The sequence below is a fragment of the Spirosoma pollinicola genome (genome assembly GCF_002831565.1).
GTDB classification, from domain to species: domain Bacteria; phylum Bacteroidota; class Bacteroidia; order Cytophagales; family Spirosomataceae; genus Spirosoma; species Spirosoma pollinicola.
The window spans coordinates 3019380-3043491 of sequence record NZ_CP025096.1 but is presented as its reverse complement, the minus strand read 5'-3'; the positions used below and the strand labels follow the sequence as shown (position 1 = coordinate 3043491).

Annotated in this window: 19 protein-coding genes; 11 read left to right on the top strand and 8 right to left on the bottom strand. The window is 46.3% G+C overall.

The features are described 5' to 3' along the window. Positions 1 to 30: 30 nt before the first annotated feature. The 3 genes from CWM47_RS12765 to CWM47_RS12755 all read right to left on the bottom strand — a co-directional run bounded on the left by CWM47_RS12765 (position 31) and on the right by CWM47_RS12755 (position 2454). On the bottom strand, positions 31 to 1611 hold the full coding sequence (locus CWM47_RS12765; protein ID WP_100988346.1) for a glycoside hydrolase family 43 protein: 1581 nt from the start codon (positions 1609 to 1611) through the stop codon (positions 31 to 33). Positions 1612 to 1663: 52 nt separating this feature from the next. Beyond that, complete coding sequence (locus CWM47_RS12760) at positions 1664 to 1963, bottom strand: hypothetical protein (protein WP_100988345.1); 300 nt, start codon at positions 1961 to 1963, stop codon at positions 1664 to 1666. Between the two features lie 281 nt (positions 1964 to 2244). Beyond that, positions 2245 to 2454, bottom strand: a complete 210-nt coding sequence (locus CWM47_RS12755) for a hypothetical protein (protein ID WP_100988344.1) — start codon at positions 2452 to 2454, stop codon at positions 2245 to 2247. Positions 2455 to 3412: 958 nt separating this feature from the next. On the opposite strand from CWM47_RS12755, the gene CWM47_RS12750 reads away from it, so the two are divergent. From CWM47_RS12750 to CWM47_RS12740, 4 genes are all read left to right on the top strand, one after another. Next, a complete protein-coding gene (locus CWM47_RS12750) occupies positions 3413 to 3877 on the top strand; it encodes an energy transducer TonB (RefSeq protein WP_157815958.1) in 465 nt (154 codons plus the stop codon). 30 nt (positions 3878 to 3907) lie between these two features. After that, a complete protein-coding gene (locus CWM47_RS38105) occupies positions 3908 to 4048 on the top strand; it encodes a hypothetical protein (RefSeq protein ID WP_157815957.1) in 141 nt (46 codons plus the stop codon). Between the two features lie 128 nt (positions 4049 to 4176). Continuing rightward, positions 4177 to 5136 (top strand): UTP--glucose-1-phosphate uridylyltransferase, encoded by a 960-nt coding sequence (locus CWM47_RS12745; RefSeq protein WP_100988342.1) that lies wholly within the window; start codon positions 4177 to 4179, stop codon positions 5134 to 5136. Positions 5137 to 5211: 75 nt separating this feature from the next. Further along, complete coding sequence (locus CWM47_RS12740; RefSeq protein ID WP_100988341.1) at positions 5212 to 8562, top strand: UTP--glucose-1-phosphate uridylyltransferase; 3351 nt, start codon at positions 5212 to 5214, stop codon at positions 8560 to 8562. 259 nt (positions 8563 to 8821) lie between these two features. Here CWM47_RS12740 and CWM47_RS12735 read toward each other — a convergent pair whose 3' ends face one another. After that, a complete protein-coding gene (locus tag CWM47_RS12735; RefSeq protein WP_100988340.1) occupies positions 8822 to 9970 on the bottom strand; it encodes an aldose epimerase family protein in 1149 nt (382 codons plus the stop codon). Then, a complete protein-coding gene (locus CWM47_RS12730) occupies positions 9967 to 10866 on the bottom strand; it encodes an alpha/beta hydrolase family esterase (RefSeq protein WP_100988339.1) in 900 nt (299 codons plus the stop codon). The genes CWM47_RS12735 and CWM47_RS12730 overlap by 4 nt, the downstream gene beginning before the upstream one ends. A 305-nt stretch (positions 10867 to 11171) precedes the next feature. Between CWM47_RS12730 and CWM47_RS39175 the strand changes: the two genes are divergently transcribed. Further along, on the top strand, positions 11172 to 11507 hold the full coding sequence (locus CWM47_RS39175) for a S1C family serine protease (RefSeq protein WP_240625883.1): 336 nt from the start codon (positions 11172 to 11174) through the stop codon (positions 11505 to 11507). 9 nt (positions 11508 to 11516) lie between these two features. Then, positions 11517 to 12215: a S1C family serine protease gene (locus CWM47_RS39170; protein WP_394342014.1), complete on the top strand. Its 699-nt coding sequence runs from the start codon at positions 11517 to 11519 to the stop codon at positions 12213 to 12215. A gap of 209 nt (positions 12216 to 12424) precedes the next feature. On the opposite strand, the gene CWM47_RS12720 is transcribed toward CWM47_RS39170, so the two are convergent. After that, the gene (locus tag CWM47_RS12720) at positions 12425 to 12817 is read right to left on the bottom strand and encodes a DoxX family protein (protein WP_100988338.1); all 393 of its coding nucleotides are present in this window, start codon (positions 12815 to 12817) and stop codon (positions 12425 to 12427) included. 13 nt (positions 12818 to 12830) lie between these two features. Next, positions 12831 to 13232 carry a hypothetical protein gene (locus CWM47_RS12715; RefSeq protein WP_100988337.1) on the bottom strand — a complete coding sequence of 134 codons (402 nt, stop codon included), beginning with the start codon at positions 13230 to 13232 and terminating at the stop codon, positions 12831 to 12833. 278 nt (positions 13233 to 13510) lie between these two features. Between CWM47_RS12715 and glf the strand changes: the two genes are divergently transcribed. The 5 genes from glf to CWM47_RS12690 all read left to right on the top strand — a co-directional run bounded on the left by glf (position 13511) and on the right by CWM47_RS12690 (position 20926). Continuing rightward, positions 13511 to 14632 carry a UDP-galactopyranose mutase gene (glf, locus tag CWM47_RS12710; protein ID WP_100988336.1) on the top strand — a complete coding sequence of 374 codons (1122 nt, stop codon included), beginning with the start codon at positions 13511 to 13513 and terminating at the stop codon, positions 14630 to 14632. 175 nt (positions 14633 to 14807) lie between these two features. After that, positions 14808 to 15470, top strand: a complete 663-nt coding sequence (locus tag CWM47_RS12705; protein ID WP_100988335.1) for a DUF6766 family protein — start codon at positions 14808 to 14810, stop codon at positions 15468 to 15470. Between the two features lie 466 nt (positions 15471 to 15936). Beyond that, positions 15937 to 16395, top strand: a complete 459-nt coding sequence (locus tag CWM47_RS12700; RefSeq protein WP_100988334.1) for a response regulator — start codon at positions 15937 to 15939, stop codon at positions 16393 to 16395. Between the two features lie 307 nt (positions 16396 to 16702). Then, positions 16703 to 18067 (top strand): sigma-54-dependent transcriptional regulator, encoded by a 1365-nt coding sequence (locus tag CWM47_RS12695; protein ID WP_100988333.1) that lies wholly within the window; start codon positions 16703 to 16705, stop codon positions 18065 to 18067. A 24-nt stretch (positions 18068 to 18091) separates the two neighbouring features. Further along, complete coding sequence (locus tag CWM47_RS12690) at positions 18092 to 20926, top strand: PAS domain S-box protein (RefSeq protein ID WP_100988332.1); 2835 nt, start codon at positions 18092 to 18094, stop codon at positions 20924 to 20926. A 30-nt stretch (positions 20927 to 20956) separates the two neighbouring features. Here the strand turns inward: CWM47_RS12690 and CWM47_RS12685 are convergent, their stop codons facing one another. Further along, complete coding sequence (locus CWM47_RS12685; RefSeq protein ID WP_170069424.1) at positions 20957 to 24109, bottom strand: right-handed parallel beta-helix repeat-containing protein; 3153 nt, start codon at positions 24107 to 24109, stop codon at positions 20957 to 20959. Positions 24110 to 24112 lie beyond the last annotated feature (3 nt).

Sequence of the window (24112 nt, the reverse complement as noted above, 5' to 3'; positions counted from 1 at the left end):
CGTGGTAATGCGATTGACTTAGTACGTCGACTAATGCGAATCCTCCTCAATGTCCATCGATATAGACTGGACATGGCTGATCGCTTTGGGTTGCCCCGAAACGCTGATGCCCACACGAGGGGCACGATCCCAACGCGGAAGAAAAGAACCGTTGAGGGGAGCGTCTGACAGCAGAATGGGCGGGCCCCCTTTTAGTTGCCAGCCAAACGTGTAAAATTGTCCTAGTTTACTGTGGATCAGTAACTTGAGGGACGATTGGTTGCCGGGGAGTGACTGCGTTTTCAATACGGTACGGACGCCGTCTTTTACCTGCCAAAGCTGGAGCGAATCTTTCTGAATGCCAAACCCAATCGCATTATTGGCATCGCCATACACACATACACTTTGTTGTAGATTAACCACTGGGTTAACCTCGGCAGAAAAAGTGTACGTGCCTTTCTTGACGACTAGTCCCAGAAAACTACCGGCAACGCTGGAGGCTGTATTTGCTAGTTGCAACTGCCCTTGTTGAACGGTGAAGCCTGGCTTTGGCTGGCTTACATCCCACACCCAGGGAACAGGCGTTTTATCTTTAGCAAAATTAACGGACAGGTTCAGATTTCGTTTTTGCGAAACGCCCGCAGGCGATTCGGCCTGTGCTGGGGTCGTTGTTCCATACCGAAAAGCGGGCCACTGCGTGTTGTCATTCCATACTAGTTCGCTCAACACCCCCTGACGACCCGTGAAGGTGAAATCGGTGCCATTATAGGCGTGGTGTAAATAAAAGTAGCGGTTGTTCGGCGTGGTAACTACGGTTCCATGTCCAGGGCATTTCCAGGCTACACTGCTAACCAACACAGGATTTCCGGAGAACTTCTCCCAGGGCCCCTGTAGTTTTTCGGCACGCGCCAAACCGACCTGATAATTACATTGCGCACCGCAACAGGTATTCCCGGAATAGGTCATGTAGAAATAGCGGCCGTGTTTGACAATAGCCTGCCCTTCGGCACCACCGGCTTCCCAACCGTCGCGATCTGCTTTCAGTAGAGAAAAAGCTTTCCCTATTACCCGCAGCCCATCGGCAGACAGTTCCGCTCCCAGAATTTCGATGTCTTTGCCTTTATCCAGGCCATAGGCTTTCCAGGTAATATACAGGTGTCCTTCATCTTCAATGACAAAGGCGTCGATGGCTTCGGCTGTCCATTCGATCAGTACCCCATGATCGGTAAATCCTTTGCGAAGATCCTGGGTGGTAGCTACCCCTATATAGGAGTGCCCATCGCTTTTCCGACGGGCGGTATAATAAACGTAAAAAGTACCCTTTCTGTAAACGAGTTCAGGAGCCCAAAAGCTGCCCATTGTCCAGGCCGGGAGCTTCGTAAACACCGGACCGACATACGCCCAGTTAACAAGGTCTTTAGAAGTATATATCGGGAAAGCCGGCCCCCATTCAGATGAGGTACCCACAGCATAATACGTATCGCCAACCCGGATAATCGACGGATCGGCAAAATCACCTGAGATAACCGGATTTTGATAAGTACCTGTTGTCGCTAGCGGGGGAGTGGTCTGCGCGACACACCTGATAATACTGACTACTAAAAAAAAGGCTGCTAGACTAATTCGTGTCATAGTTGGCTGGTATGCAGCCTAAAGATACCGGGAGTGGATTGCCCAACCTACACTAATGCCAAAATTTATAGGGTTCGTAACCTGCTTTTTTTGCTTGTATAATGCGTGTTTTAAACTCGCGGAGCGAGCTTGTATCGTAGGGTAACATATCTTGATTATTCACAAAAGCAGCTCGTTCATCAGGTCTTAACCGTTGCCAATAGGCCCAGTTCTGATCCGACAACCGCTGTTTCAGGTAATCGTTTATTGACGCATTGTCGGCTGGGTCCCGATAATCGCCTGTTTGATAACAATAGTTTCTGATTGCCGAGACAATAGATAGGGAAGCTTTTGTAGGTATGGTAGTTTTCATGCAAACGATCATTTTGCTACAGCACTAATAGTAACTTAAAGTTGAAAGTCTAGTGTGGAGCGTTTGCGAATCTTTTATACAAAATTAATTTATTGCTTAGTATTATCAATAGGTGTAAAATAAATAAAAGTAGATTTTATATAAAAAATCTACTTTTATTTATGAGTAATACTTTGAATTTACTAGTTATTGATAGTTACATAAGGTATTAACTTTTTGTGTTTATATGACATGATTTAAATTAACACATTTTGTATATATTTTCAATTAATATGATTACGTCAATCGAAATTTTTACTACGCTCCCAATCGGTTTGCAGCGCCTGCCAAAATGCTAAATCCTGAGACGATAACCGTTGTTGTAGGTATTGATTCAATTGAGGGCTATAAGTTCTTTGATGATAGTTGCCCGAGTCTTCCCGATACGCTTTTACTTGACTTACAATGCGCCCTAAAGCGGCTAACTGGTCTACAGATTGATTTGTGTTCATGGAGAGGATTATGATAAACTGTAAAAACAAATTTCAAGCATCTAAAGTAAAAAATATTATCTATCAAAAAAAGAAATTTGTATAGTAATTAACTTTTTATTGGTCTCATATAGTGTATAAAAATAACTACAAAACACAAAATGGATTTATTTATAATTCACCTATTTAAGTATTAGGTGAATTAAACGCCGATAAATAAATTTCAGTGTCCGGGTGATAAGTTTTGGCTTAACCTGTAGGATTATCTCGCTTTTAATCAGCTGATGGTCAACTCTGTGAAAAGATTTTATACTTGTTTAGCTGTGTGTGACCTTATAAATTAACTATAGTCTGAAAGGTATACTGTTGCAATTACATATACTGTTCTGCTTACTTACATTGATCTGATTAATTATACTATTCTACTTAGTTGTAATGTTTTAATTAATTATACCGTTGCCTTCTATCCATACTGAGTGCATGGTTTAACTACATCCTGGATGTAATTGAATCATGCACTTTTCTTTATTATAAAACTGTCGAAAGCGAGTATTAGAATGATCTGTTTACCACAACAGATTTGTATTTATGTATAGATTACTATATAAATAAATTAGCATAAATATGATAGTTATTATTTAATCGATCTTCTATTTATACAATAGGATCCATCCTTTTTTTTGATCCTTCGCCTTAATTAAAATCAGCCATAGTAAGGACTACGAAAAGGTAGCTATTTCGATAATTTCGTCAAAATAAAGGTCGGCCCTGTTGAGTCAAACCCCTTGAGGATGTCCATCAGGACAACCGGAAACTACCCTTAATCAATAAAGCTGCTCCATTCTCAAATGAACTAGTTTTCGACCCAAAATCGCCATTCACTCTTTCTGAGTTAGTAGAACTTTGACCTGTTCAAAGCGAAAAGAAAATGTCTATCCACACCATATTTTCAACTTCACACATTTGCTCCTCTTTTATCATGAAAACGATTCCTTTAGTTATGGCTTATGCAACGGTTTTGAGTACACTCGCCAATGCTCAGGTAATTGGTCCGGTTCTGGTAGATAATGGCAAGCCTGTTATGGATGTTCAGAGTATGTTCGAATCGGTACCGTCTGGTCAGGTATTTAACGAGTTTGCTACTTTGAGCAATGAACCCTTTTTTCCGGGGGGTAAACAGGCGTTGCAACAGCACCTGAGCAACCTGGAACTATACCCGGCTCAGGCTCGACTGACGCTTAATGAAGGAACCGTTCGGGTACAGTTTCGGGTAAAGCCCAGCGGCCTTATAACCGACATTCGTGTGGTGCAGTCCCGGGGGGCATTACTGGACTTAGCCGCTGTTAAAGCCGTATCCATAATGCCTCGCTGGTATCCGGCACACCGGTCAGGTGTGGCCGTTAGCCACCTTGTTGAATTGCCAATCACATTTCGTCTCGACTAAATTAATTGCCACCTTAAACGTATTCAACTCATGAAAACGCTCTTGATTTTTCTATTCACGCTCATCGGTATGAGCGCTTACATCCGGACCAATTGGTTTGATTCTCTTGACATTACCAGTGATAAATTCGATATTACCTGGGATGATATTATGGATGATTTATGGCCATAAATAGAATAGTTTATACTCAAGGTATGGTTATCTATTAGAATTTACCCTATCTATTAACTCATTTAACTGGCATATCTGGTTAAATCAGGCATGTTCCCTTATATTCGGCGTCTGATACTCTTTGAAAAATGAAAGTTAGAAAAGCCGTAATTACCGCAGCTGCGCGCGGAGAACGTTTATACCCGGTAGCCGACACGATACAAAAGGCCATGCTTCCGGTCATCGATATTGATGGGTTGCACAAACCCGTTATTCAAGCCATTGCCGAAGAGGCTTTTCTGAGTGGCATTGAAGAAATCTGTGTCGTTTGTGCCCCCGGCGATGGCGAACGCTATATTAATGCCTTTACATCGTTGCGGGATAACCTGGTTAAATCGTATAAAAGCGTTGACTGGGCACGAGAGGAAGCCGAAAAAATCGATAACCTCATTAGCCGGGTTCAGTTTACCGAGCAGAAAGAGCCGCTTGGCTACGGTCACGCCGTTCATTGCGCCAAAGAGTTTGTCAATGATGAACCGTTTTTGCTGCTGCTGGGTGACTATCTGTACGTTTCCAACCTCATTAATAAACGGTGCGCTGCTCAGCTAATTGAACTTGCTATGCAGGAAAACTGCTCGGTGTCGGCGGTTAACCCCACCATCGAGCATCAGATTGGCCGATATGGTACCCTTACCGGAAAGCATGTACCCAACATGACGGGGGTGTATCAGATTGAAAAACTGATCGAGAAACCCTCCCTCAGCGTAGCTGAACTAGAACTCCAAACCCCAGGTTTGCGCGTTGGTTATTACCTCTGTTTCTTCGGTATGCACGTTTTTACGCCTACTGTTTTTACGATTCTTGAAAAACAACTCGCCCAGGGAGGTAAGAATATTCTCTTGACGCCAACTTTACAGGAACTGGCCGATACCGAAAAATACCTTGCTCTGGAGGTGAAAGGCAATCGCTATGACTTAAGCGGACGGCAAGGGCTATTAAGGGCTCAAATGGCGCTTGGACTCGCGGGACTAGCCCATGACGAAACCCTCACATCAATGGTAGAACTCCTGGCCGAAGCCAATACAAGAAAGGCTCAACTGGTTCAGTAAGTGGCTGAACCAGAATGATTTTATCTAACTAAGCCAAGACTTCTACATACAATAGTATTCTTATTTTAAATCAACATGAATGTTTTTATAGAAACAATTACTTCTGCTGATTCCAAGACCCGCGACCGATCCTTTTTTGACTTAAGCCGAAATCTATCGGCCAGTAACCTGTTAAAAGACCTGCGTGAACTGGATGAATTCAGAAAGTCCACACCCAGCCTGTACGATAAAGTTAGAGCGATTCTCTTCCTGTATGCTGGTTTTCGGTTTTTCCTGATGGAGGCCAACGAAACACCGGCTATCGGCAAAATTCCATATGCCGGTTTTGAGGACTTACTGTCGCGCCGGTTTGACCACGCTATTGCCACATTTTTACATGATTTAGATAAACACGGGCCTAATGCAACGCTGTTTAGTGCGTTAGCTGACAGCTATCATCACTTGTCTTTCCAGATCCTGGCCGATCAGGTTCGTAAAAGCGTTCGATCCAGCAAAGGAAACCAGTGGATGTTTCGGGTAGGGCATCAGGCCGAACACCCGATTCGTATTCATCCGAACCTGTTGCAACGTCCGGACAATTCCCTTTTTTACCCCATTCTGCACGAGCAAACGTCTGTTCGGATGGACTTGACCCACAGTGGCTGGTCTGATATTTTTTTCCTGGGGATGGATTACCCCGAGGGCGCGCGCGTCATCAATGTGTCTATTGATCTCGGCGTTTTTGGGCGTGATAAAGACATCAGGCCACCTCTGCATTGTTATGTGCGGGTTATTTCTGAACCGGTACTGCGCCTGACCAGCGTTGATCTAAATACTACCAAAGATATTCATGACCTTGCCGATCTGTTCAATTTCGGTAATGATTACCTGAGTTTGGTCAAAGCCGGGGTTATCGCGTCGGGGTTAATTCCGCCCTCTTTTGAAGGTACGAATCAATCGCTGGCCGAAATCCTGACCCGTATTGTAGCCCCCGGCATGGGTATTGAACTGGTCACGAAAGTAAACGATATTCCAAAGGGCTCGCGCTTTGCCGTCTCGACCAACCTGCTAGGCTCGATCATCAGCCTGTTGATGCGGGCAACGGGCCAAACCCGGAAACTGGAAGGTGGTTTAGAGGAAAGCGAACGGCGTCTGGTAGCGTCAAGAGCTATTCTGGGCGAATGGATTGGTGGCTCGGGCGGTGGCTGGCAGGACTCCGGTGGTGTTTGGCCGGGCATCAAAGCCATTCAGGGTACGTTTGCGCAGGAAGGTGACCCGGAATCGGGCATTAGCCGGGGCACGTTATTACCTCGCCACCGCGTGTTGCAGGGAGCTGATGTACATCCCGATATTCAGGAGAAACTAATGAACTCGCTGGTGCTGATGCACGGCGGTATGGCATCCAACGTTGGCCCGATTCTGGAAATGGTAACCGAAAAGTACCTGCTTCGGGGCCATAACGAATGGGCTGCCCGCCAGCAAACGAACCAGATTTTCGATAATATACTGGGTGCCATCAAGGAGGGAGACATCAAGAAGTTAGGGGCCAATACAGCCCGTAACTGGGAGTTTCCTATTAAAACGATCATTCCCTGGGCATCGACGTACTTTACTGAACAGATCATTGCCAAAGCAAAACAGCAGATTGGCGACGATTATTACGGGTTCCTGATGCTGGGCGGTATGTCTGGCGGGGGGATGGGTATGTTTGTGAATCCGGACCGCTACGAGGAATATAAACTTCAGGTGCTGGAGATGCTCCGCAAAACGAAAAATGAGTTATCCGACTCCCTGCCCTTTGCCATGGAGCCGGTGGTCTATAACTGGAGCATCAACAATAATGGCACCTGGGCAACACTGCACCAAGGCAATGAAGCCCTGATGCCGGAGCAGTATTACGGCATTCAGGTGTCGGAACTGGTACGGAAAGACCCTAATTCCATTCCCTACGTTCGCCGGGCCGAGATCGACTATTTTACTACCTATTGCGATAAAAACAACCTGGCCTATCCACTCCTGCGAACTATTGTCAGTAATCTGTTCAAGGTATCGGACCCCACCTCGCAGGGCAACCGAAGCGCCGAAAACGAGAAAGCAGACCGTATAAAGAAAGAGAACGGATTCGATTATATTCAGCATGGAGAAATTCGGGAAGAACTGCAGAAAGGCCGGATAGGACTGGCCCGCAACCGGCTGTCGGCTGAAACCACGATTGACGATGTTGAGCCGAAAGATCTTGTCCTGTATGACTCATTAACGTCGGCTACTCAGGTTGGCGAAGAGGCCATTCGGGCTGGCAAAGTCGCTATATTAAGTCTGGCTGCTGGTGTCGGTAGCCGTTGGACAAAAGGGGCGGGGGTGATCAAGGCCATCAATCCATTTGTCGATATTGATGGGGCACACCGGAGTTTTCTGGAAATACATCTGGCCAAAACCCGGAAAGTTGCCGAGCGTTATGGAGCCGTGATTCCGCACCTCGTGGCAACCAGTTACCTGACGCATGAGCCTATCCGGAAAAAACTGGAACAAACGGACAACTTCGGGTATAAAGGTGCAACGTATCTATCGCCTGGCCGCTCAATAGGCCAGCGATTTGTGCCGATGGAGCGTGATTTGCGGTTTTTGTGGGAAGAAATGCCGCAGGAAACGCTTGACGAGCACAAACAGAAAGTTCGGGATTCTGTGCGGCAATCCATGATCGCCTGGGCGAAGTCGAAAGGGGAGGGCAGTGACTATGTCGATAATATTGCCGCTCAACGGTTTTCGCCCCTGGGGCACTGGTATGAAGTGTCTAACCTGCTGCGGAACGGCACGCTGGCAAAATTGCTCGCCGAGAATCCAGCGGTAGAAACGATTATGCTTCATAACGTCGATACCCTCGGTGCCGATGTCGATCCGGCCATTCTTGGGCATCATCTCGAATCGGGAGATGCACTCACGTTCGAAGTCGTGCCCCGTCGCATTGAAGACCGTGGGGGTGGACTGGCGCGGGTAAACGGCCAGGTTCGCCTGCTGGAGGGATTGGCCCAGCCCAGAGAAGAAGACGAATTAAACCTAAGCTATTATAACACCAATACGACCTGGATTCAGGTCGATCCACTGCTCCAGCTCTTTGGTCTGACACGCGCCGACCTGCAAACCGGCGACGATGCTCAACTGGCCAAAGCGGTGCGGAGTGTTGCCCATCGGATACCCACTTATGTTACCATCAAGGACGTGAAATACCGCTGGGGACATGGGCAGGAAGACATTTATCCGGTTGCGCAGATAGAAAAACTGTGGAGCGATATGTCGGCACTGGCCGATGTTAAGTGCGGCTACATTGCGGTGCCCCGCTATCGGGGTCAGCAGATGAAAGATCCGGCCCAGCTAGATTCCTGGGTAATTGACGGCAGTAAAGAGCACGTAGCCTCGCTGTGTACGTTTGCCGCTCCCGGCACTGTATAGCCGCAACGGTTCAGGCAGGGTATTTGAATGTTAACCAACACAGCCAGACTTAACGTAAATAATGGGTAAAGTCAGTGCTAAATTCTAAATTCATGATAATAAGCCAGTTGGTTCTGATTCGTTTTTGTCATCCCGACGATAGGAGGGATCTTCGGTAGAGAAGAAACTCTCCGCTTTACCGAAGATCCCTCCTATCGTCGGGATGACAAAAACGAATCAGAACCAACTGGCTTATTATTAATTTTATCTACTTAAGCCCTTACTTAGTTGAAAACTTATACACAGTTGTGCTTGTATAGGTCTCGCCCGGCCTTAGCGTGGTCGTTGGGAAATTGGGCTTGTTAGGGGAATCGGGAAAGTGCTGGGTTTCCAGACAGATGCCAAAGCGACGTTTATACACTACGTCATCTTTCCCTTTGAGGTTATTCAGGTGGTTGGCCGTGTAGAGCTGCACGCCCGGTTCTGTGGTGTATACTTCCATAAAACGGCCGCTTTCGGGGTCGTGAACGCTTGCCCCCAGTTTCAGTTTCGTCGATTTATCGGTAAAAGCCCAACAATGGTCATAGCCCGAGCCATATCGGATTTGAACATTCGTTGTGTCGTTAATTCTGTCGCCAACAACGGTTGGTTTCGTGAAGTCAAACGGCGTTCCGGCAACGGGTTCAATGGCGCCGGTTGGAATCTGGCCGGCATCGGTGGGCAGGTACGAATTGGCCTTAATCTGAACCTCATAGCCCAACACATCCCGCTTCATGCCCGATAAATTAAAATATGCATGGTTGGTCAGGTTAATGACTGTTGGCTTATCGGTCGTTGCTTTATAGCTTATGCGTAATGAGTTGTCTTTCTGGAGCGTGTAAACCACCTCAACGGATAAATTTCCGGGATAGCCTTCTTCTCCATCAACAGAGGTATAGGTTAAATGCAAAGCAGGCTCATTGCCGGTAACGGGCTTTGCCGTCCATAGTTTTTTGTCGAACCCGACTCGTCCACCGTGAATGTGGTTTGCCCTATTGTTAGCGGCCAGCACATAGTCTTTTCCGTCAAGCGAGAATTTGGCACCGCCAATACGATTCCCAAACCGACCGATAATGGGGCCAAAGCTGGGTGTTCCTTTTAAATAATCGGCAAATGCGGGCATTCCTAACGTAATGTCCTCATATTTCCCGGCTTTATCGGGAGCCGTCCAGGAAACGATATAGCCGCCATAATTGGTAATCTGGACGGTCATGCCTGCTTTGTTTTTCAGTGTAAATAAATCCGCCTGCCGACCATCCGGGAAGCTGGCAAACGGTGTTTTTTCGATACCTGCTTCCTGTTTTATGGGTTGGATTGGCATAGGTTTGGCATGGCCTTGTAAAACGTTTAGTGCCAACGCAAAGCAGGAGGCATAAAAAAAGAGTTTCATTCGTTAGCTGGTTTAGGGGTGCTCTGGCCAATCTGGCGCATGAAAAAGGTGAAGGCTTCCTGATGAACATCAATGTCGTTCGGGTAATCGTGCTTACCACCAATTACCTTTAGAAGTACGACCTCGGGCTTTCCTTTGGCTTTATAGGTATATCGTTCAATGCGTTTACCATCGGTGGGGTCGGTATCGGCGAGGGTTTCTTCCGTTGGCTTGCCGTGGTAGCGGGCCAGATCGGCCCAGTAAGCCAGCGTCTGTTCGGAGGAGCGCACGGTTCCCATGTTCACATTGTTGCCCAGCATGACAAGCCCTCCATTGTATGGATTGATGGGGTCTTCTGTACCATTAACGATCATCATAGCAACCGGTTTCCCGGAGGGAACACAGTCCATATTATCCGTATCGGGCAGATTGGCAATAATAGCGGTGATAGCTTTGAACGAAGCGGGCATGGTCAGGCCAAGCTTATAGGCCATATGTCCTCCGCCCGACGTACCCACGGCAAAAACGTGTTTTTTCTGAATCTGATAGCGTTGGCTAAAGTACTCAATCATGCCTTTGAAGAAAGCCTGCTCATTCACATCTTCGCGGTTGGCTGCTGCCGGAGATGATTTCCTGCACTCGTTCCAGTATCGTTGATAGCCATCCGGATACACAACCAGGGTATTTTGTGCACTGGCCTGTTTCTCCATCTTAGTGGCTGCAGTCATCATCCCCAGACCGTTTCCTCCTGACCCATGCAGGACAAAAATCAGATTTGGCTGACGAAAGGATTGCGACGGCTTATTGAAATGAAATGCCCGATAATGACCCTCAATCTGTATGGAGTCATTGATTCGCTGCGCTTTCACGGGGAAAATGAAAGAGAGAAAAAGCCCGCAAGACAGTATGTTTTTCATGTAAGAGTACCTTCAGGTTTAGCTTATGCTGCATCTATGTCACTCTAAGACCAACTGAGCCGTATCCTACTAAAAAAACGCTAAAGTATGTTGCGGGTCTACCCATTGGCCGTAAAACCTATTGAGTTGAATTCCTGTCATTTTAACCGAAGTGTGGCTGTATCTCGCAGTTAATCACCGTGTGATGGCTGGTATAATGGGTTATCCAATGACAGAATGTCGGTCAGGTAAGGCTGTATCCTCCTAAAGTCCAGACTGGAACAGTTCATGAGCAAGTCAGGATGTACATGTAAACGAGATACGTAATGGAAACTAATTTTGTAACATTTGCCGACTCGGCCTCACAGTCAGCGGCTGGCAGGGCGGAACCTGATTCCGTTCTGCTGGATGCCTATTCGAACACAGTAGTTACAGTTGCTAAAAAAGTTAGCCCATCGGTTGTGCAGATCAAAGTGAGCGCTCAGCCGACAAAAAAGTCCAGCGTCGACGTTCATAAAGGGCGACCGGGACAACAAGCGGGTGGCACAGGATCGGGGTTTATTATTTCTACCGACGGCTACATTATTACAAACAATCATGTGGTGGCTGGAGCCAGTAAGATTGAGGTTGCCCTTCCCGGTGATGAATTTACACAGGACTAGGAAGCAACGCTGATCGGCTGTGACCCGGCGACCGATATTGCCGTGCTTAAAATTTATGCCGACGGCTTGAAAGCGATTCGGTTTGCCGATTCCAAACAGGTGCAGGTCGGCCAGATTGCTATTGCGGTCGGTAATCCATATGGGTTTCAATATTCTCTGACTGCTGGTGTGATCAGTGCGCTTGGGCGAACCTTACGTTCAGAGTCGGGACGGCTCATTGATGATGTTATTCAAACCGATGCGGCCCTCAATCCTGGTAACTCGGGGGGACCTTTGGTAAATTCGAATGGCGATGTTATTGGTGTAAATACGGCTGTCATCTTACCCGCTCAGGGGCTTTGTTTTGCCGTTTCATCGAATCTGGCTGCGTTTGTAGCGGGCAAATTAATTCTGCACGGTCGCGTTCGTCGGGGTTATCTGGGTATTGCTGGTCAGCTTATTAATCTGACAGAACGCATTCGACTCTACAACCAGCTAACAACAAAAACAGGTGTTGTCGTTGCCAGTGTTGAAGCTGATGGGGTAGCGGGAAACAGTGAGCTAAAACAGGGGGATATTATTGTCGGTTTTGACGGGCAACCCGTTGCCACAATGGATGATCTTCACCGGCTGTTAACGGACGAACGTATAGGTCGTCCGGTTCAGTTGTTGGCGTTGCGAGCCAACAGGCGAATCACGCTTAAAGTAACACCCGCTGAATTGACCTGATGGTCGAACGTGTTTGAGTAAGCCTTATCAAAGCATAAAGTTTCTTGTCTAGTAATTGGTGTAGGGGACAGCATCCTGCTGTCCAGCCGTCAGGCTAAAATGGCCTGTACTATTGGTAAAATAGTAGCCTAACGGCAGAACAGCAGGATGCTGTCCTGTACAATACCCGAAAACTTTAATTACACTGTATTTACACTATACTCAGAAAATTACACCTTGTTGTTTGTGCTCTTCAATGCCCAATAAACGAGTGCTGGCTGGAAAAACAACCGCACAAGCCTTCTCCGATCCGTATCTAAACCGAACGCGGGCCGCTTGTTAACATATTGGGATATATTTCCGGGGAATACCGCTGTGAAGAAAGCAGCAGCAACTTTTCCTACCGTCTGCTGATGCTTTTCGTTGGTCAGCACGAGGCTACTGCCCAATGCGATTTCAGCTACACCCGAATACAAGACTGTATCATCTATATCCAGGGGAACCCAGTCCGGCACCTGTGCCCTAAATGCTTTTCTGGCAAATGTTAAATGGCTTACACCCGCAAAAATCAACGCGCCACCTAAAAGAACTCTGGCTATTTTTTCTGCATTTTTCTCGTTCATAACCTCATCACGTTTATTTTTTTGTCGTTAATACAACCTGTCCATCCGGGTATTGAACATCCGCATTATCCTCTGCGGTAATAAAAACATCGGTTGGCTGTGTGGTTTCTGTTGCATTCAGGCTTGCTTTCAGTGATTTGGATGCAGGCTTTAGCTGACCTAACTTTTTTGAAGGCTCCCGGCCCGATTCCATCCAGACAACATAGGTTTCTTTTGATGGACTCAGCCTTTTCGGGTCGGCCAGGTTTTGTACACTTACGTTTATGAGGTAATTCTTATTCTTGTCTTTTTTTACTTTCACATCCCCGGTAGCGGCCGGAACAAGAGCTGACGTAGTGAAGCTCATTTTGGGTGTGCAAGACGTAACTATGAACAGGGTGACTAGCACCATAATTGCCGGGATGATCGTTTTCATTTGAATCGAGATTGTATGTGGTAATTAAACCGATGAAGTTGGATGGATGTTTAAGAACACTCCTTGAACTGCATCCCAGTCTATAAGCGGTAGTTACTCACGAGTGCAAGTTATCTAGTCAGGGGAACAAGAAGATAAAGAATCGGTTATATATACAGGAGCGGGTAGGACCGTATCCTAATTGCACTGTCGATTGTTGTGACAATTCGCCTGATTAAGCAGTTAAACACATGACCAGCTCTGAGAGCTAATACCATTTACTAACACAATTTCTTTCTATGCATTACGATTATGCCATTGTTGGCGCCGGTTTCGCCGGAAGCGTATTGGCCGAGCGCTTAGCCAGTCAAGCCGGGAAAACAGTTCTATTAATCGATAAACGGCACCACATTGGTGGTAACGCCTATGATTGTCCAAACGAGGATGGTATTTTAATTCACCTCTACGGACCGCATATTTTCCATACCAACTCACCCGACGTATTTGCCTATCTGTCGCAGTTTACCGAATGGCGTCCCTACGAACACCGGGTGCTGGCATCGGTTGATGGACAATTGCTTCCCATTCCCATTAATCTCGATACGGTTAATAAATTATATGGCTATAACTTCACTTCCGAAGAACTGGCCGACTATTTCAAATCCGTTGGCGAGCAGATCGACGACATTCGTACCTCCGAAGATGTGGTCGTGAGTCAGGTAGGGCGTGATTTATACGAAAAATTTTTCCGGGGTTATACCCGCAAACAGTGGGGTGTGGACCCCTCCGAGCTGGATAAGATGGTGACTTCGCGGATTCCGACCCGCACCAACCAGGACGATCGCTATTTTACCGATGAGTTTCAGTTCATGCCCCTGCATGGCTACACCAAGATGTTCGAGAAAATGGTTGATAATCCGAATATTCACCAGATGCTCAGCACCGATTTCAAGCAGGTAAAAGATGAACTGTCTTTCGACGAGTTGATTTATACGGGTCCGGTCGATGAGTATTTCGATTTCTGCTACGGAAAACTGCCTTATCGCTCGCTCCGATTCGATCACCAAACGCTGGACGTAAGCGATTATCAACCCGTTTCGGTGGTTAATTACCCGAACGATCATGCGTATACCCGCATCACGGAGTATAAGAAATTAACGGGTCAGGAACACCCTAAGACAAGTCTCACCTTCGAGTATCCACAGGACGAAGGTGACCCTTATTACCCAGTTCCACGTCCCGAAAACGCGGCTCTCTACAAGCAGTATAAAGACCTGGCCGATGAGCAGGCGGGTGTTCATTTTGTTGGGCGATTAGGCACGTACCGGTACTACAATATGGATCAGGTAGTAGCGCAGGCGCTTACACTATACAAGAAATTGGTAGGAGCTGAGTCGCTTCACGATGTAGCGAGGAGCTAAAATCACTGATTAATGTCGGGCGTATATCGTTGTCCGTCAATAACCACATACAATGGTCAAATTGGGGGTTTTTTGACTGAATTACAGTCGACACATTGGTCTGGCTTTGATTCGGTCAGAGAACCCCTTTCCTTTTTCAGTTGCCCATTGTCAGGAAAAACAAGCTTGTTTTGTGATGAAAAAATACCTGCGTGAAAATGGCCTTTCAGTACTGTTTCTGCTGCTTACGCTGTTGACGTTGTTTGGGCAGATTCTTGTTGGCTGGCACGAGTTCAATGATGATTTAACCGATTTTGGCCGGACTCCCTATGCGTTTAGCGATTACCTGACAAGCGGTCACTGCATCGAAGCAGTCTTTGAAAACTGGGAAAGTGAATTTTTGCAAATGGGGATGTATGTTTTGCTGACTGTTTCGCTCTTCCAGAAAGGCTCATCTGAATCCAAGAAACCCGATGAACCTGAAGAGGTTGATCGCGAGCCGTCGCCTGCCCGAAAGGGTGCCCCCTGGCCCGTTCGGCGTGGGGGCTGGGTGCTGAAGCTGTACCAGAACTCACTCAGTATCGCCTTTTTTCTGCTCTTCTTCATTTCCTTTTTCCTGCATGCCGTTGGGGGCGTTGAACAGTACAATCTGGAACAGGCACTGAAAGGTAAACCGGAGAATCTAACATTGTGGCAATTTTTTGGTACCAGCGAATTCTGGTTTCAGTCCCTGCAAAACTGGCAAAGCGAGTTCCTATCTGTATTATCTATCGTTGTGCTGTCGATTTTCCTTCGGCAGAAAGGGTCGCCTGAATCCAAACCGGTCGATGCGCCCGATTCCGAAACGGGGAGTAGCTAGTGGTTGGCCAATTGTCACTTTTTTAGCCCGACCTTGTTAATCATCGTCGTCATCCTCTTCATCTTCGCCCCGGCTAATTTCTGGTAAACGTCGATCTCTTCTGATGAACTGCTTGAGTTAGGTCTCCAATGGCAGCCAGAGAATAAGGAGAGTAGAAGAACTGAGCCAACTAAATGAAGGCTTTACGTTGTGCCATAGTAAGGATTACTATAAACGGTTTGATATGGTAATTGAAATGAGCCACGATTCACCTGATTCGACAACCGTTTTAACCGGTTCGCTTTGAGGAACCGGTTGATTAATCGGTCTTTTACTAACCATTTATCGTGCACAGGTCATTCCAGAATATGGAATAAAGTCTAAAATTTGGACGTTTTGATGTGTTCACTGTCGCACAAATGCTTGAGGATCAAAATGAAATTTAGTTGGCACAGTATTCGACCTTCTATTTTTTTTATAGCGACTTATGATACTCAGGGACTCATTATCCATTTTTATTATTGACAATGACCTTTTCTGCCGTACACTTTATATGCAGCACATACACAACTTAGGCTATAGCCGTGTCAGCCTATTTTGCGATGAACAGGAGTGCATGGATCAGTTAACGACGTCGTCAACTACCGAGATTCCGGATGTTATTTTCCTGTGTTGTTGTTTTGAGCAGCAGAATGGTCTGAACATCCTGCGCAAAATCAAACGCATCAATCCTGATATTTATCTGGTTGCCTTATCAGGCGATGAAGATAAGCAGGCAGCCATCAATGCCATAAAATATGGTGCATTTGATTACATCATCAAGGGAGAAAGTGACTTTACTAAAATCGATGAAGTCTTAACGAAAATTGAGAATGTTATAGCGCTTTTGCAACAGCGCCCAACAGGGAGACTATCCAAACTACTAACCAAGATTGGCCTGCTATAAGATAGGGTTGATGAACGTATAGAGGAATTAGTTCACTCGCAGGCTATCGATTAATTGCTGGCATACTTTATTTTTTGGTGCGGTTAACGTCTAAAATAGTCTGGAAATATGTAAAAATATTTTCAACTAATAATCTGGTATATAATTAGTTAAATCTAATTTCAGTAGTTTTACTTTCTCTGGCCTGTGGGATCTTTACTTATTTAGTAGGCCTGACTTAGTCAGGTAATCAGTCAAATTAATAATTATAGCCAACGATAATGTAACTTAATGCCAATAATCTGTCTGGTAAAAAGCTGACTTGTGCATGGATCCATCTAGTACTTACCGTATTTTTATTGTTGAGGACGATCCGTGGTATGGCGAAATTCTTAAATATCATCTATCGTTAAATCCTGATTATGAAATCAGTTGGTTTACAAATGGCGAGGATTGTTTAAAAAGCATTGGGGCTTGCCTGCCCCATCTGATAACGGTCGACTATTCACTGCCAGATACCAACGGTGCAGAGCTGTATCGTCGCATACGCGAGCGATTGCCCGATACACCAGTGATTATTATTAGTGGGCAAAAAGACGTTGAAACAGCGGTTGGGCTTCTGCAGGCAGGGGTCTACGATTACTTTGTTAAGGATGAACGAACCAAAAATCTATTGTGGAACGCCGTTCAGAAAATCAGGGAAAATCAGAAACTGAAGTATGAAATCGACCTGTTGCGTGAAGAGCTAGGCCAGAAATATAAATTTGGATCAAGTATCAAGGGAAATACACCAGCTATTCTGAAGGTATATTCCCTGATTGAAAAAGCTGTTCGGACCAATATCAGTGTATCGATTACCGGAGAGACCGGAACAGGTAAAGAGCTGATAGCGAAAGCGATTCATTATCAGTCTGATCGTAAAAAGAAGCCTTTCGTTGCGGTAAACATGGCCGCCATTCCCCATGATCTGGTAGAAAGTGAACTATTCGGCCACGAAAAAGGCGCTTTCACAGGAGCCGTAAGTCGCAAAATAGGCCGGTTTGAAGAAGCGAACAAAGGCACGCTTTTTTTGGATGAAATTGCCGAAATGGATCTGGTACTTCAGAGCAAGTTATTGCGCGTGTTGCAGGAGCGGGAGCTTGTTCGGGTGGGAGGCAACGAGAAGGTAGTGCTTGATATTCGCCTGGTTACAGCCTCGCACAAGAACTTGCTGGAAGAGGTTAAGCAGGGTCGTTTGCGTCAGGATTTATATTATCGACTCCTGGGACTCCCCATTGATTTACCGCCACTGCGGGAGCGAACCAACGATATTATGCTGTTAGCCCGCTATTTTCTGGATGACTTTTGTAAGGCAAACCGGCTTCCGGCTATAGCTATCACATCGGCGGCAACCGAAAAATTACGCCGGTATGACTATCCCGGCAACGTTCGTGAATTGAAGGCGGTTATTGAATTGGCCGCAGTGATGTGCGATGGCGCCGAAATTAAGCCAGAGGACGTTTTAATGAATTCAGATTCAGAAAGTTTGGTTGTTGATTCTGAAGAAAAAACGCTTCGCGATTATACAATTCAGATAATTAAATCATACCTTAAAAAACACAACAACAATGTGTTGCTGGTCGCCGAAAAGTTGGATGTTGGCAAATCCACTATCTATAAAATGATTCAGAACAACGAGCTTTCGTTGTCCTGAGCCTGATTGTTACACTGACACAGAATGAAAACACCTTCTACTTCTCAGGTACCGTCGCAGTTGGAGCCAAAGGAATTATTGATTCAGGAAATTGAACAACTTCGACTCGAAAAGCAGCAATTAGAAGCGATAATACGCCAACAGCAAGCCGATATAACCTATGGCGAACAACGCTGGACATTTGCCCTGGAAGGTATTGGCGATGTGATCTGGGAACACAATCTGCAAACAGGCGATGTGTTCCGGTCGGCTCTGTACCGCGACATGCTTGGCTACACTATAGAGGAGTTTCCCAATACATTTCAGGCCTGGCAAGACCTCCTGCATCCGGATGATGTAGAACCTATGGCTGCGCAGGAAAGAGAATACGAGGAGTCTGGCAGCCACGAAAGCATTGATTTTACCTACCGGCTTCGGAGTAAGAATGGGTCTTACCGTTATTTTCTGGATCGTGGACGGATATTTAGCTATTCAGCCGATGGTAAACCCCTACTAATGATCGGTACCAGTACCGACATTACAAACCAGAAACGGATGGAGGAGACATTGCGGAAAAATGCCAATCTGCAATCAAACCTTATCGCTAATCTTCAGGAGGGTATTTTGCTGGAAGATGAGCACCGGGCTATTGTGCTTGTGAATCAACATTTCTGCGACCTGTTTTCAGTGCCTGCATCGCCCGAGGAATTAAAAGGGATGGATTGCACCGGAATGGCCGAGCAGAGTAAGCATCTCTTTACGCGACCCGACGAATTTTTGACTGAGGTAAATCAATTATTGCTGGATCAAAAAACGGTTATTGGCCAAGAACTGGAACTGGTTGATGGACGGTTTCTTGAACGGGATTACATTCCCATTTATATGGACGGCACCTATGCCGGCCATCTCTGGAAATACACCGACATTACACAGCGAAAACGTGCTGAAGATGCGTCGAGCCGTCAACGGGAAAAATACCAGCGTATTATCGAAAATATGAACCTGGGGTTGATTGAGGTTGATCTGGACGACCGCATTGTTTATACAAATCATAGCTTTTGCGATATGAGCGGCTATGAGCCGGATGAGTTGATCGGGCAGATTGCCACAGATATTCTGCTCAAAGGGCAGAATATTCTACTCATGAAAGAAAAGAATGACAGCCGATTGGCAGGTGCTATGGATGCCTACGAAATCGCTGTCAAAAACAAGCGTGGTGATGCCATGTGGTGGTTGGTAAGTGGGGCACCACTTTATTCTGAAACGGGCGAGGTGATTGGCTCAACGGGAATCCATCTCGATGTGACAAAACAAAAACAGCTTGAATCCGAACTGCGAACTGCCAGGCAGGGCGCTGAGAATTCATCGCGCGCCAAAGAGCTTTTTCTGGCTAATATGAGCCACGAAATTCGCACGCCGATGAATGCCATTCTCAACTTCGGCCAGCAACTGACAAAAACCGTGTTGACGGATCAGCAGCATTTTTCGCTCAACATGATCAACACGGCTGCCAGCAACCTGCTTGTCATCATTAATGATATACTGGACTTTTCGAAAATTGAAGCGGGTGAACTCTCCCTGGAAAAAATAGGCTTCAATATGGTTGATCTGCTCCAGCAGGCATCGCTCGTCATGGGCCCAACGGCCGATAAAAAAGGCCTTCAACTGCTAACTAAAATTGATCCAGGTCTGGCCCCTGTGCTGCTGGGCGACCCCTATCGACTCAATCAGATCATGTTAAATCTGGTGGGAAATGCCATCAAATTTACAGAGAACGGGAGTGTAACTGTTCAATGTGATTGCCGGATCAACGGTTCTAATCAGGAAATTTACATTAGCGTGACAGATACCGGCATCGGTATAGACCCTGATTTTCAACAAAACTTATTCACAAAGTTTACGCAGGAAGACGAAAGTATTGGTCGACGTTATGGCGGAACGGGTTTAGGCATGAGTATCACCAAACAGCTGGTCGATTTAATGGGTGGTGTTATTCAGGTGAAGAGTCAAAAGAATGTGGGGACTACCATGCAGCTACAGTTGTCGTTCCCTGTGGGTACTGCTGAGGATTTGGTTGTTCATGATCAGGAGATACAGCATGAAGATGTCCTGACCTCGAAACGCATACTGCTGGTAGAAGACAACAGCATGAACCGACTGGTGGTCAACATGATTCTTGAACCCTATGGAGCCATTATTACCGAAGTAGAAAATGGATTGAACGCAGTGGAGGTACTTCGGAATGACTCCTTTGACATTGTGCTCATGGACGTTCAGATGCCCGTAATGGATGGGCTGGAAGCTACCAGGATTATTCGGCGTGAAATCAGCAAGTCTATACCCATTATAGCCTTAACTGCCAGTGCCATACGAAGTGATAAAGAAGCGTGTTTTGAGGCTGGCATGGATGATTTTCTGGCAAAACCATTTGCAGAAAAAGAACTTATCGATCAATTGACTAAATGGCTGAAAGGCTCAGACGCCGTTGTTGTTAAAGCCGAACCCGTCCTAAAAGAAGAGACTACCAAAACGGAGAATCTGTTATATGATCTGTCGATGCTGGAAATGATCAGCCAGGGTAATCAGGATTTCATTCATCAAATGGTCGATCTGTTTTGTGTAGAAACTCCGGCGACTGCCACTCAAATTAGCCAGGCTTATGAAACGGGAGACTTTGAAAAAGTAAAATACCTGGCTCACCGAACAAAGCCCTCTGTCGATACTTTAGGTATCTATGCACAGAAAGAAGCTATTCGCGAAATAGAACGACTGGCACTAATAGGAACAAAATCGACAGAGCTTGAAACGCTCATTACGAATTTCGAGAATGTGATTAAGGAAGTTGTTGACCATTTACGGATAACGTATCCTGAGCATTAATTGACTAGTTGTAAGAGTCTCTGTATTTTGTCAATTATCCCGCTTCACCACTTTCATCGTTCGTTGCTCGCCAGATGTATACTGAATTGTTAACAGATATAAACCCGCCGGTAACTGCTGGCCAAAATGGATAAGCTGATCCCTGCGAACGGCATCCAGACGCAAACATTCACGCCCCAGCATATCAGCTACCCGAAGGGTTGCTACATCGGCTTCGGTGATGAATGAAAATTCGCTGGCTGTTGGATTTGGATAAACGGCGTGTTTTGTACTTGCGGCAACTGGCTCAGTAGCGGTCACCAGATTTGTTGTATCGACAGCGGTAAGTTGCTGGACTGATAGATGAATACTGGCTTCATCATCTTCATCATCGCCCTCATCGGTGTCCGAATCGGGCGTACTATCAGGGTCTGCATAGGTCGTTGCGGTTACCCGAGCTGCAACGATGTACTGGCCAGCCATTGTTGCTTTTAGTTGGAAAGCAAAAGTCGTATCCGTCTTTAGTTGCTGGACTGTTCCACTAAGTTCGCCTTCCTTGTAAGACAACCCCGACCCACCTATCAACATCAGATTTGCCGGTAACTGACAGGCCCACTGCACCCGGCTGGAAATTTTGTTCTGGCCAGGGGATTCGTTACGCAACGTAAGAGAAAAGGAAGCAACATCGCCAACCTTAAGCGCCGTTTGGACTACTTTCAGGGAGAGGCTAACATCGACCGGGGGCAGCGAATCGCTCAGCAAAATAACCGACGTAAACGGTTTCAGGGTTAGCTGGCGAGTATAATAATGATTCTTAACATCGCGAAAAGTGCCTTTCAGCACAATAAGGCTATCTTTCGTTGTTGGATTATAATGAAGCCTAATAAGATTATCGGGATTTACCGGCTCAATAACGGTTTCTTTTAGCGAGACGTTATCGAGCCAGACCGTCTGATTGTCTTCCTGTACCTGAATGGTCAGTAACGCGCTTGGATCGTTGACTAGAGCCGTTAATACTAGTTCATACGTCTTTTTAGCGGGTTCTGCCAATACCTCATATCGGCTGCTCAGATCTTGATAGGGGCTATTCTGCTGTCGCATAAATACGACGATTTTTTTGGCTGCTGTTGCTCTGGCGTCGAACAGAAGTCGATAGCTCTTCGATTTGGTAACTGACTGAATGTTTTTATACGCCAGCATATACGAATCGTTCTGACCCGATGCCTGGGGGAAACTTACTTGTAAACTGCCCCCCTCAAGTTGCCCATTGATCGACCAACTGGCACTCCCGTTGTTGTAAGGACTCCAGGTTGACCAGTCTTCGCTCGAATTCGTAAACGTACTCGTTGCAAGGGCGTTACTGCTCAGGCTTTTGATGCGGTAATCTTTATACGTTATCGGGCTGGTTTTGGACGTAAGGTCCTGCTTAAACTGAGTCTGCCACTGCGATAAACTCAGGTCATTTACGACAGTCCTGTTATAGACAGCTCGTATCGTGAATACATCATTGACCGGCCGGGCATAATAATTCTGCGCCATGAGGCCGAAATCCGACAGATCATTTGCTCCCGATATGTAGCCTGCCACGGGCTGGGTTGCCGTTTTAGCGACCAGTATATTTTGCCTCAAAGTATTGTTTCGGGGAAAGCATTGTGCGTTGTAATTATAAAGAATAAGTTGGCCTACGCTGTTGTTGAAGCAGGTGTTCCGTAACAAACTCACTCTGCTGACGGCATGCATATAAATGCCTAATCCATGACAATCGCTTATAGTATTATCGGTCACCATAACTGACTCCACACAATCGTCCAGAAAAATGCCATGCGCTCCGCTATACACATCACTCAATAAAGAGCCCGTTGTACCGACTCCTTTCTGCACGATATTCGACTCAATCCTGATGTCGTGTAAGGGTAGCTGATTACCATTCCAGAGGTATATGCCGCCACCATCACTTTTTACCATACAGAAATTGGCTATTGAATTCTGCCGTATGGTAGAGTTACTGAAAACAGACACGCCAATGTAGCCTACACTATCGACTACATTGTTTTCAATTAACGTGTTTTGAGTAGCAAAGCATTGAAAAGCAGTGAATTGACCATCACCACTTTTTCCCCGGTTTGGTGCTACGCCAATGTTCTTCAGCGTATTTTTTCGAAATGTAACGGTCTGGTAAGAGCCGATATTGACGCCATTGTTATTGATATCCCGTATTGTGCTGGCTTCGATGAGGATGTTCCTGCCCGTTCCCTGAATAACAATTCCGTCCTCACCGGCATTCGTGAAATCGTTGTCAGACAGCACAAGATCAGATACATTCGAGGCAAACAGATTTTCGGTTTTTGCCTCCGTAATACGAAGGCTTTTGATGGTAATAAAGGATGCATTGGCTATGTCAATGCTTCTATTGGCCGCTGTTGCCGTGATCGTTTGAGTATTTGGATTGCCCCGATCATCGTATAACTGCAGTGTGTGGTTGGCTGGGTTATAGTACCACTCGCCAGTCTGGTCGAGCGTGGCGGGGTGATTCTGAATCAGGAAGCCCCAGGTATCGGTCAACGTATAGGTCGATGGATTGTTGAGAGTGAGCGTATTGCCATCTTGCTGAGTAATTCCAGCTCGATCGATGATCCAGTAGGTAGGGGCAAGGACAACTTCGGCTCCGGTCCAGTTTGTTGTCAGGGGCTCCTGACTCGTTAGCTGGGAATTGCCCGCATGCGCCTGTACCGTCAAATACCCCCGGTTTGGCGCGTCGGGGTTTGGGTAGCGTCCCAACGGGAGCGACACACCGTTTCGGTACATGCCTGTTACCCGACTGCCACAATCGGGGCAGGGGGCCTGCCAGCGATTATTTCCCAGATTAACCCAGTTCGTAACGGATACTGAACCTGTCAATACTGGTTTTGCGCCGTTTCCATAAGCACCAATCAGGATAGGCCTGGTTGCCGATCCTGATTGCCGTATCAATAAAGTCCCTCTAAATACATCACCCCGCCGAAAAAGAAGCGAGTCCCCAGCCTTTAACGTTAATTGATTGACTCTGTCAATGCTTCGAAAAGCAGCGTTAAAAGAGCGGCCATCTGTTGCATCATTCCCCGCACCGGACACAAAGTAAGTTGTTTGAGCAAGGACCGTTGACGGTAAAATGGTGTAGATAAATAATGTTAAGCAATACAGTACTCTTTGTTTTGATATGTACATGTT

Bases quoted from the DNA above. Each gene is read 5' to 3' on its own strand.
- CWM47_RS12765 (WP_100988346.1), bottom strand. From the start codon at position 1,611: ATGACACGAATTAGTCTAGCAGCCTTTTTTTTAGTAGTCAGTATTATC.
- CWM47_RS12760 (WP_100988345.1), bottom strand. From the start codon at position 1,963: ATGAAAACTACCATACCTACAAAAGCTTCCCTATCTATTGTCTCGGCA.
- CWM47_RS12755 (WP_100988344.1), bottom strand. From the start codon at position 2,454: ATGAACACAAATCAATCTGTAGACCAGTTAGCCGCTTTAGGGCGCATT.
- CWM47_RS12750 (WP_157815958.1), top strand. From the start codon at position 3,413: ATGAAAACGATTCCTTTAGTTATGGCTTATGCAACGGTTTTGAGTACA.
- CWM47_RS38105 (WP_157815957.1), top strand. From the start codon at position 3,908: ATGAAAACGCTCTTGATTTTTCTATTCACGCTCATCGGTATGAGCGCT.
- CWM47_RS12745 (WP_100988342.1), top strand. From the start codon at position 4,177: ATGAAAGTTAGAAAAGCCGTAATTACCGCAGCTGCGCGCGGAGAACGT.
- CWM47_RS12740 (WP_100988341.1), top strand. From the start codon at position 5,212: ATGAATGTTTTTATAGAAACAATTACTTCTGCTGATTCCAAGACCCGC.
- CWM47_RS12735 (WP_100988340.1), bottom strand. From the start codon at position 9,970: ATGAAACTCTTTTTTTATGCCTCCTGCTTTGCGTTGGCACTAAACGTT.
- CWM47_RS12730 (WP_100988339.1), bottom strand. From the start codon at position 10,866: ATGAAAAACATACTGTCTTGCGGGCTTTTTCTCTCTTTCATTTTCCCC.
- CWM47_RS39175 (WP_240625883.1), top strand. From the start codon at position 11,172: ATGGAAACTAATTTTGTAACATTTGCCGACTCGGCCTCACAGTCAGCG.
- CWM47_RS12720 (WP_100988338.1), bottom strand. From the start codon at position 12,817: ATGAACGAGAAAAATGCAGAAAAAATAGCCAGAGTTCTTTTAGGTGGC.
- CWM47_RS12715 (WP_100988337.1), bottom strand. From the start codon at position 13,232: ATGAAAACGATCATCCCGGCAATTATGGTGCTAGTCACCCTGTTCATA.
- glf (WP_100988336.1), top strand. From the start codon at position 13,511: ATGCATTACGATTATGCCATTGTTGGCGCCGGTTTCGCCGGAAGCGTA.
- CWM47_RS12705 (WP_100988335.1), top strand. From the start codon at position 14,808: ATGAAAAAATACCTGCGTGAAAATGGCCTTTCAGTACTGTTTCTGCTG.
- CWM47_RS12700 (WP_100988334.1), top strand. From the start codon at position 15,937: ATGATACTCAGGGACTCATTATCCATTTTTATTATTGACAATGACCTT.
- CWM47_RS12695 (WP_100988333.1), top strand. From the start codon at position 16,703: ATGGATCCATCTAGTACTTACCGTATTTTTATTGTTGAGGACGATCCG.
- CWM47_RS12690 (WP_100988332.1), top strand. From the start codon at position 18,092: ATGAAAACACCTTCTACTTCTCAGGTACCGTCGCAGTTGGAGCCAAAG.
- CWM47_RS12685 (WP_170069424.1), bottom strand. From the start codon at position 24,109: ATGTACATATCAAAACAAAGAGTACTGTATTGCTTAACATTATTTATC.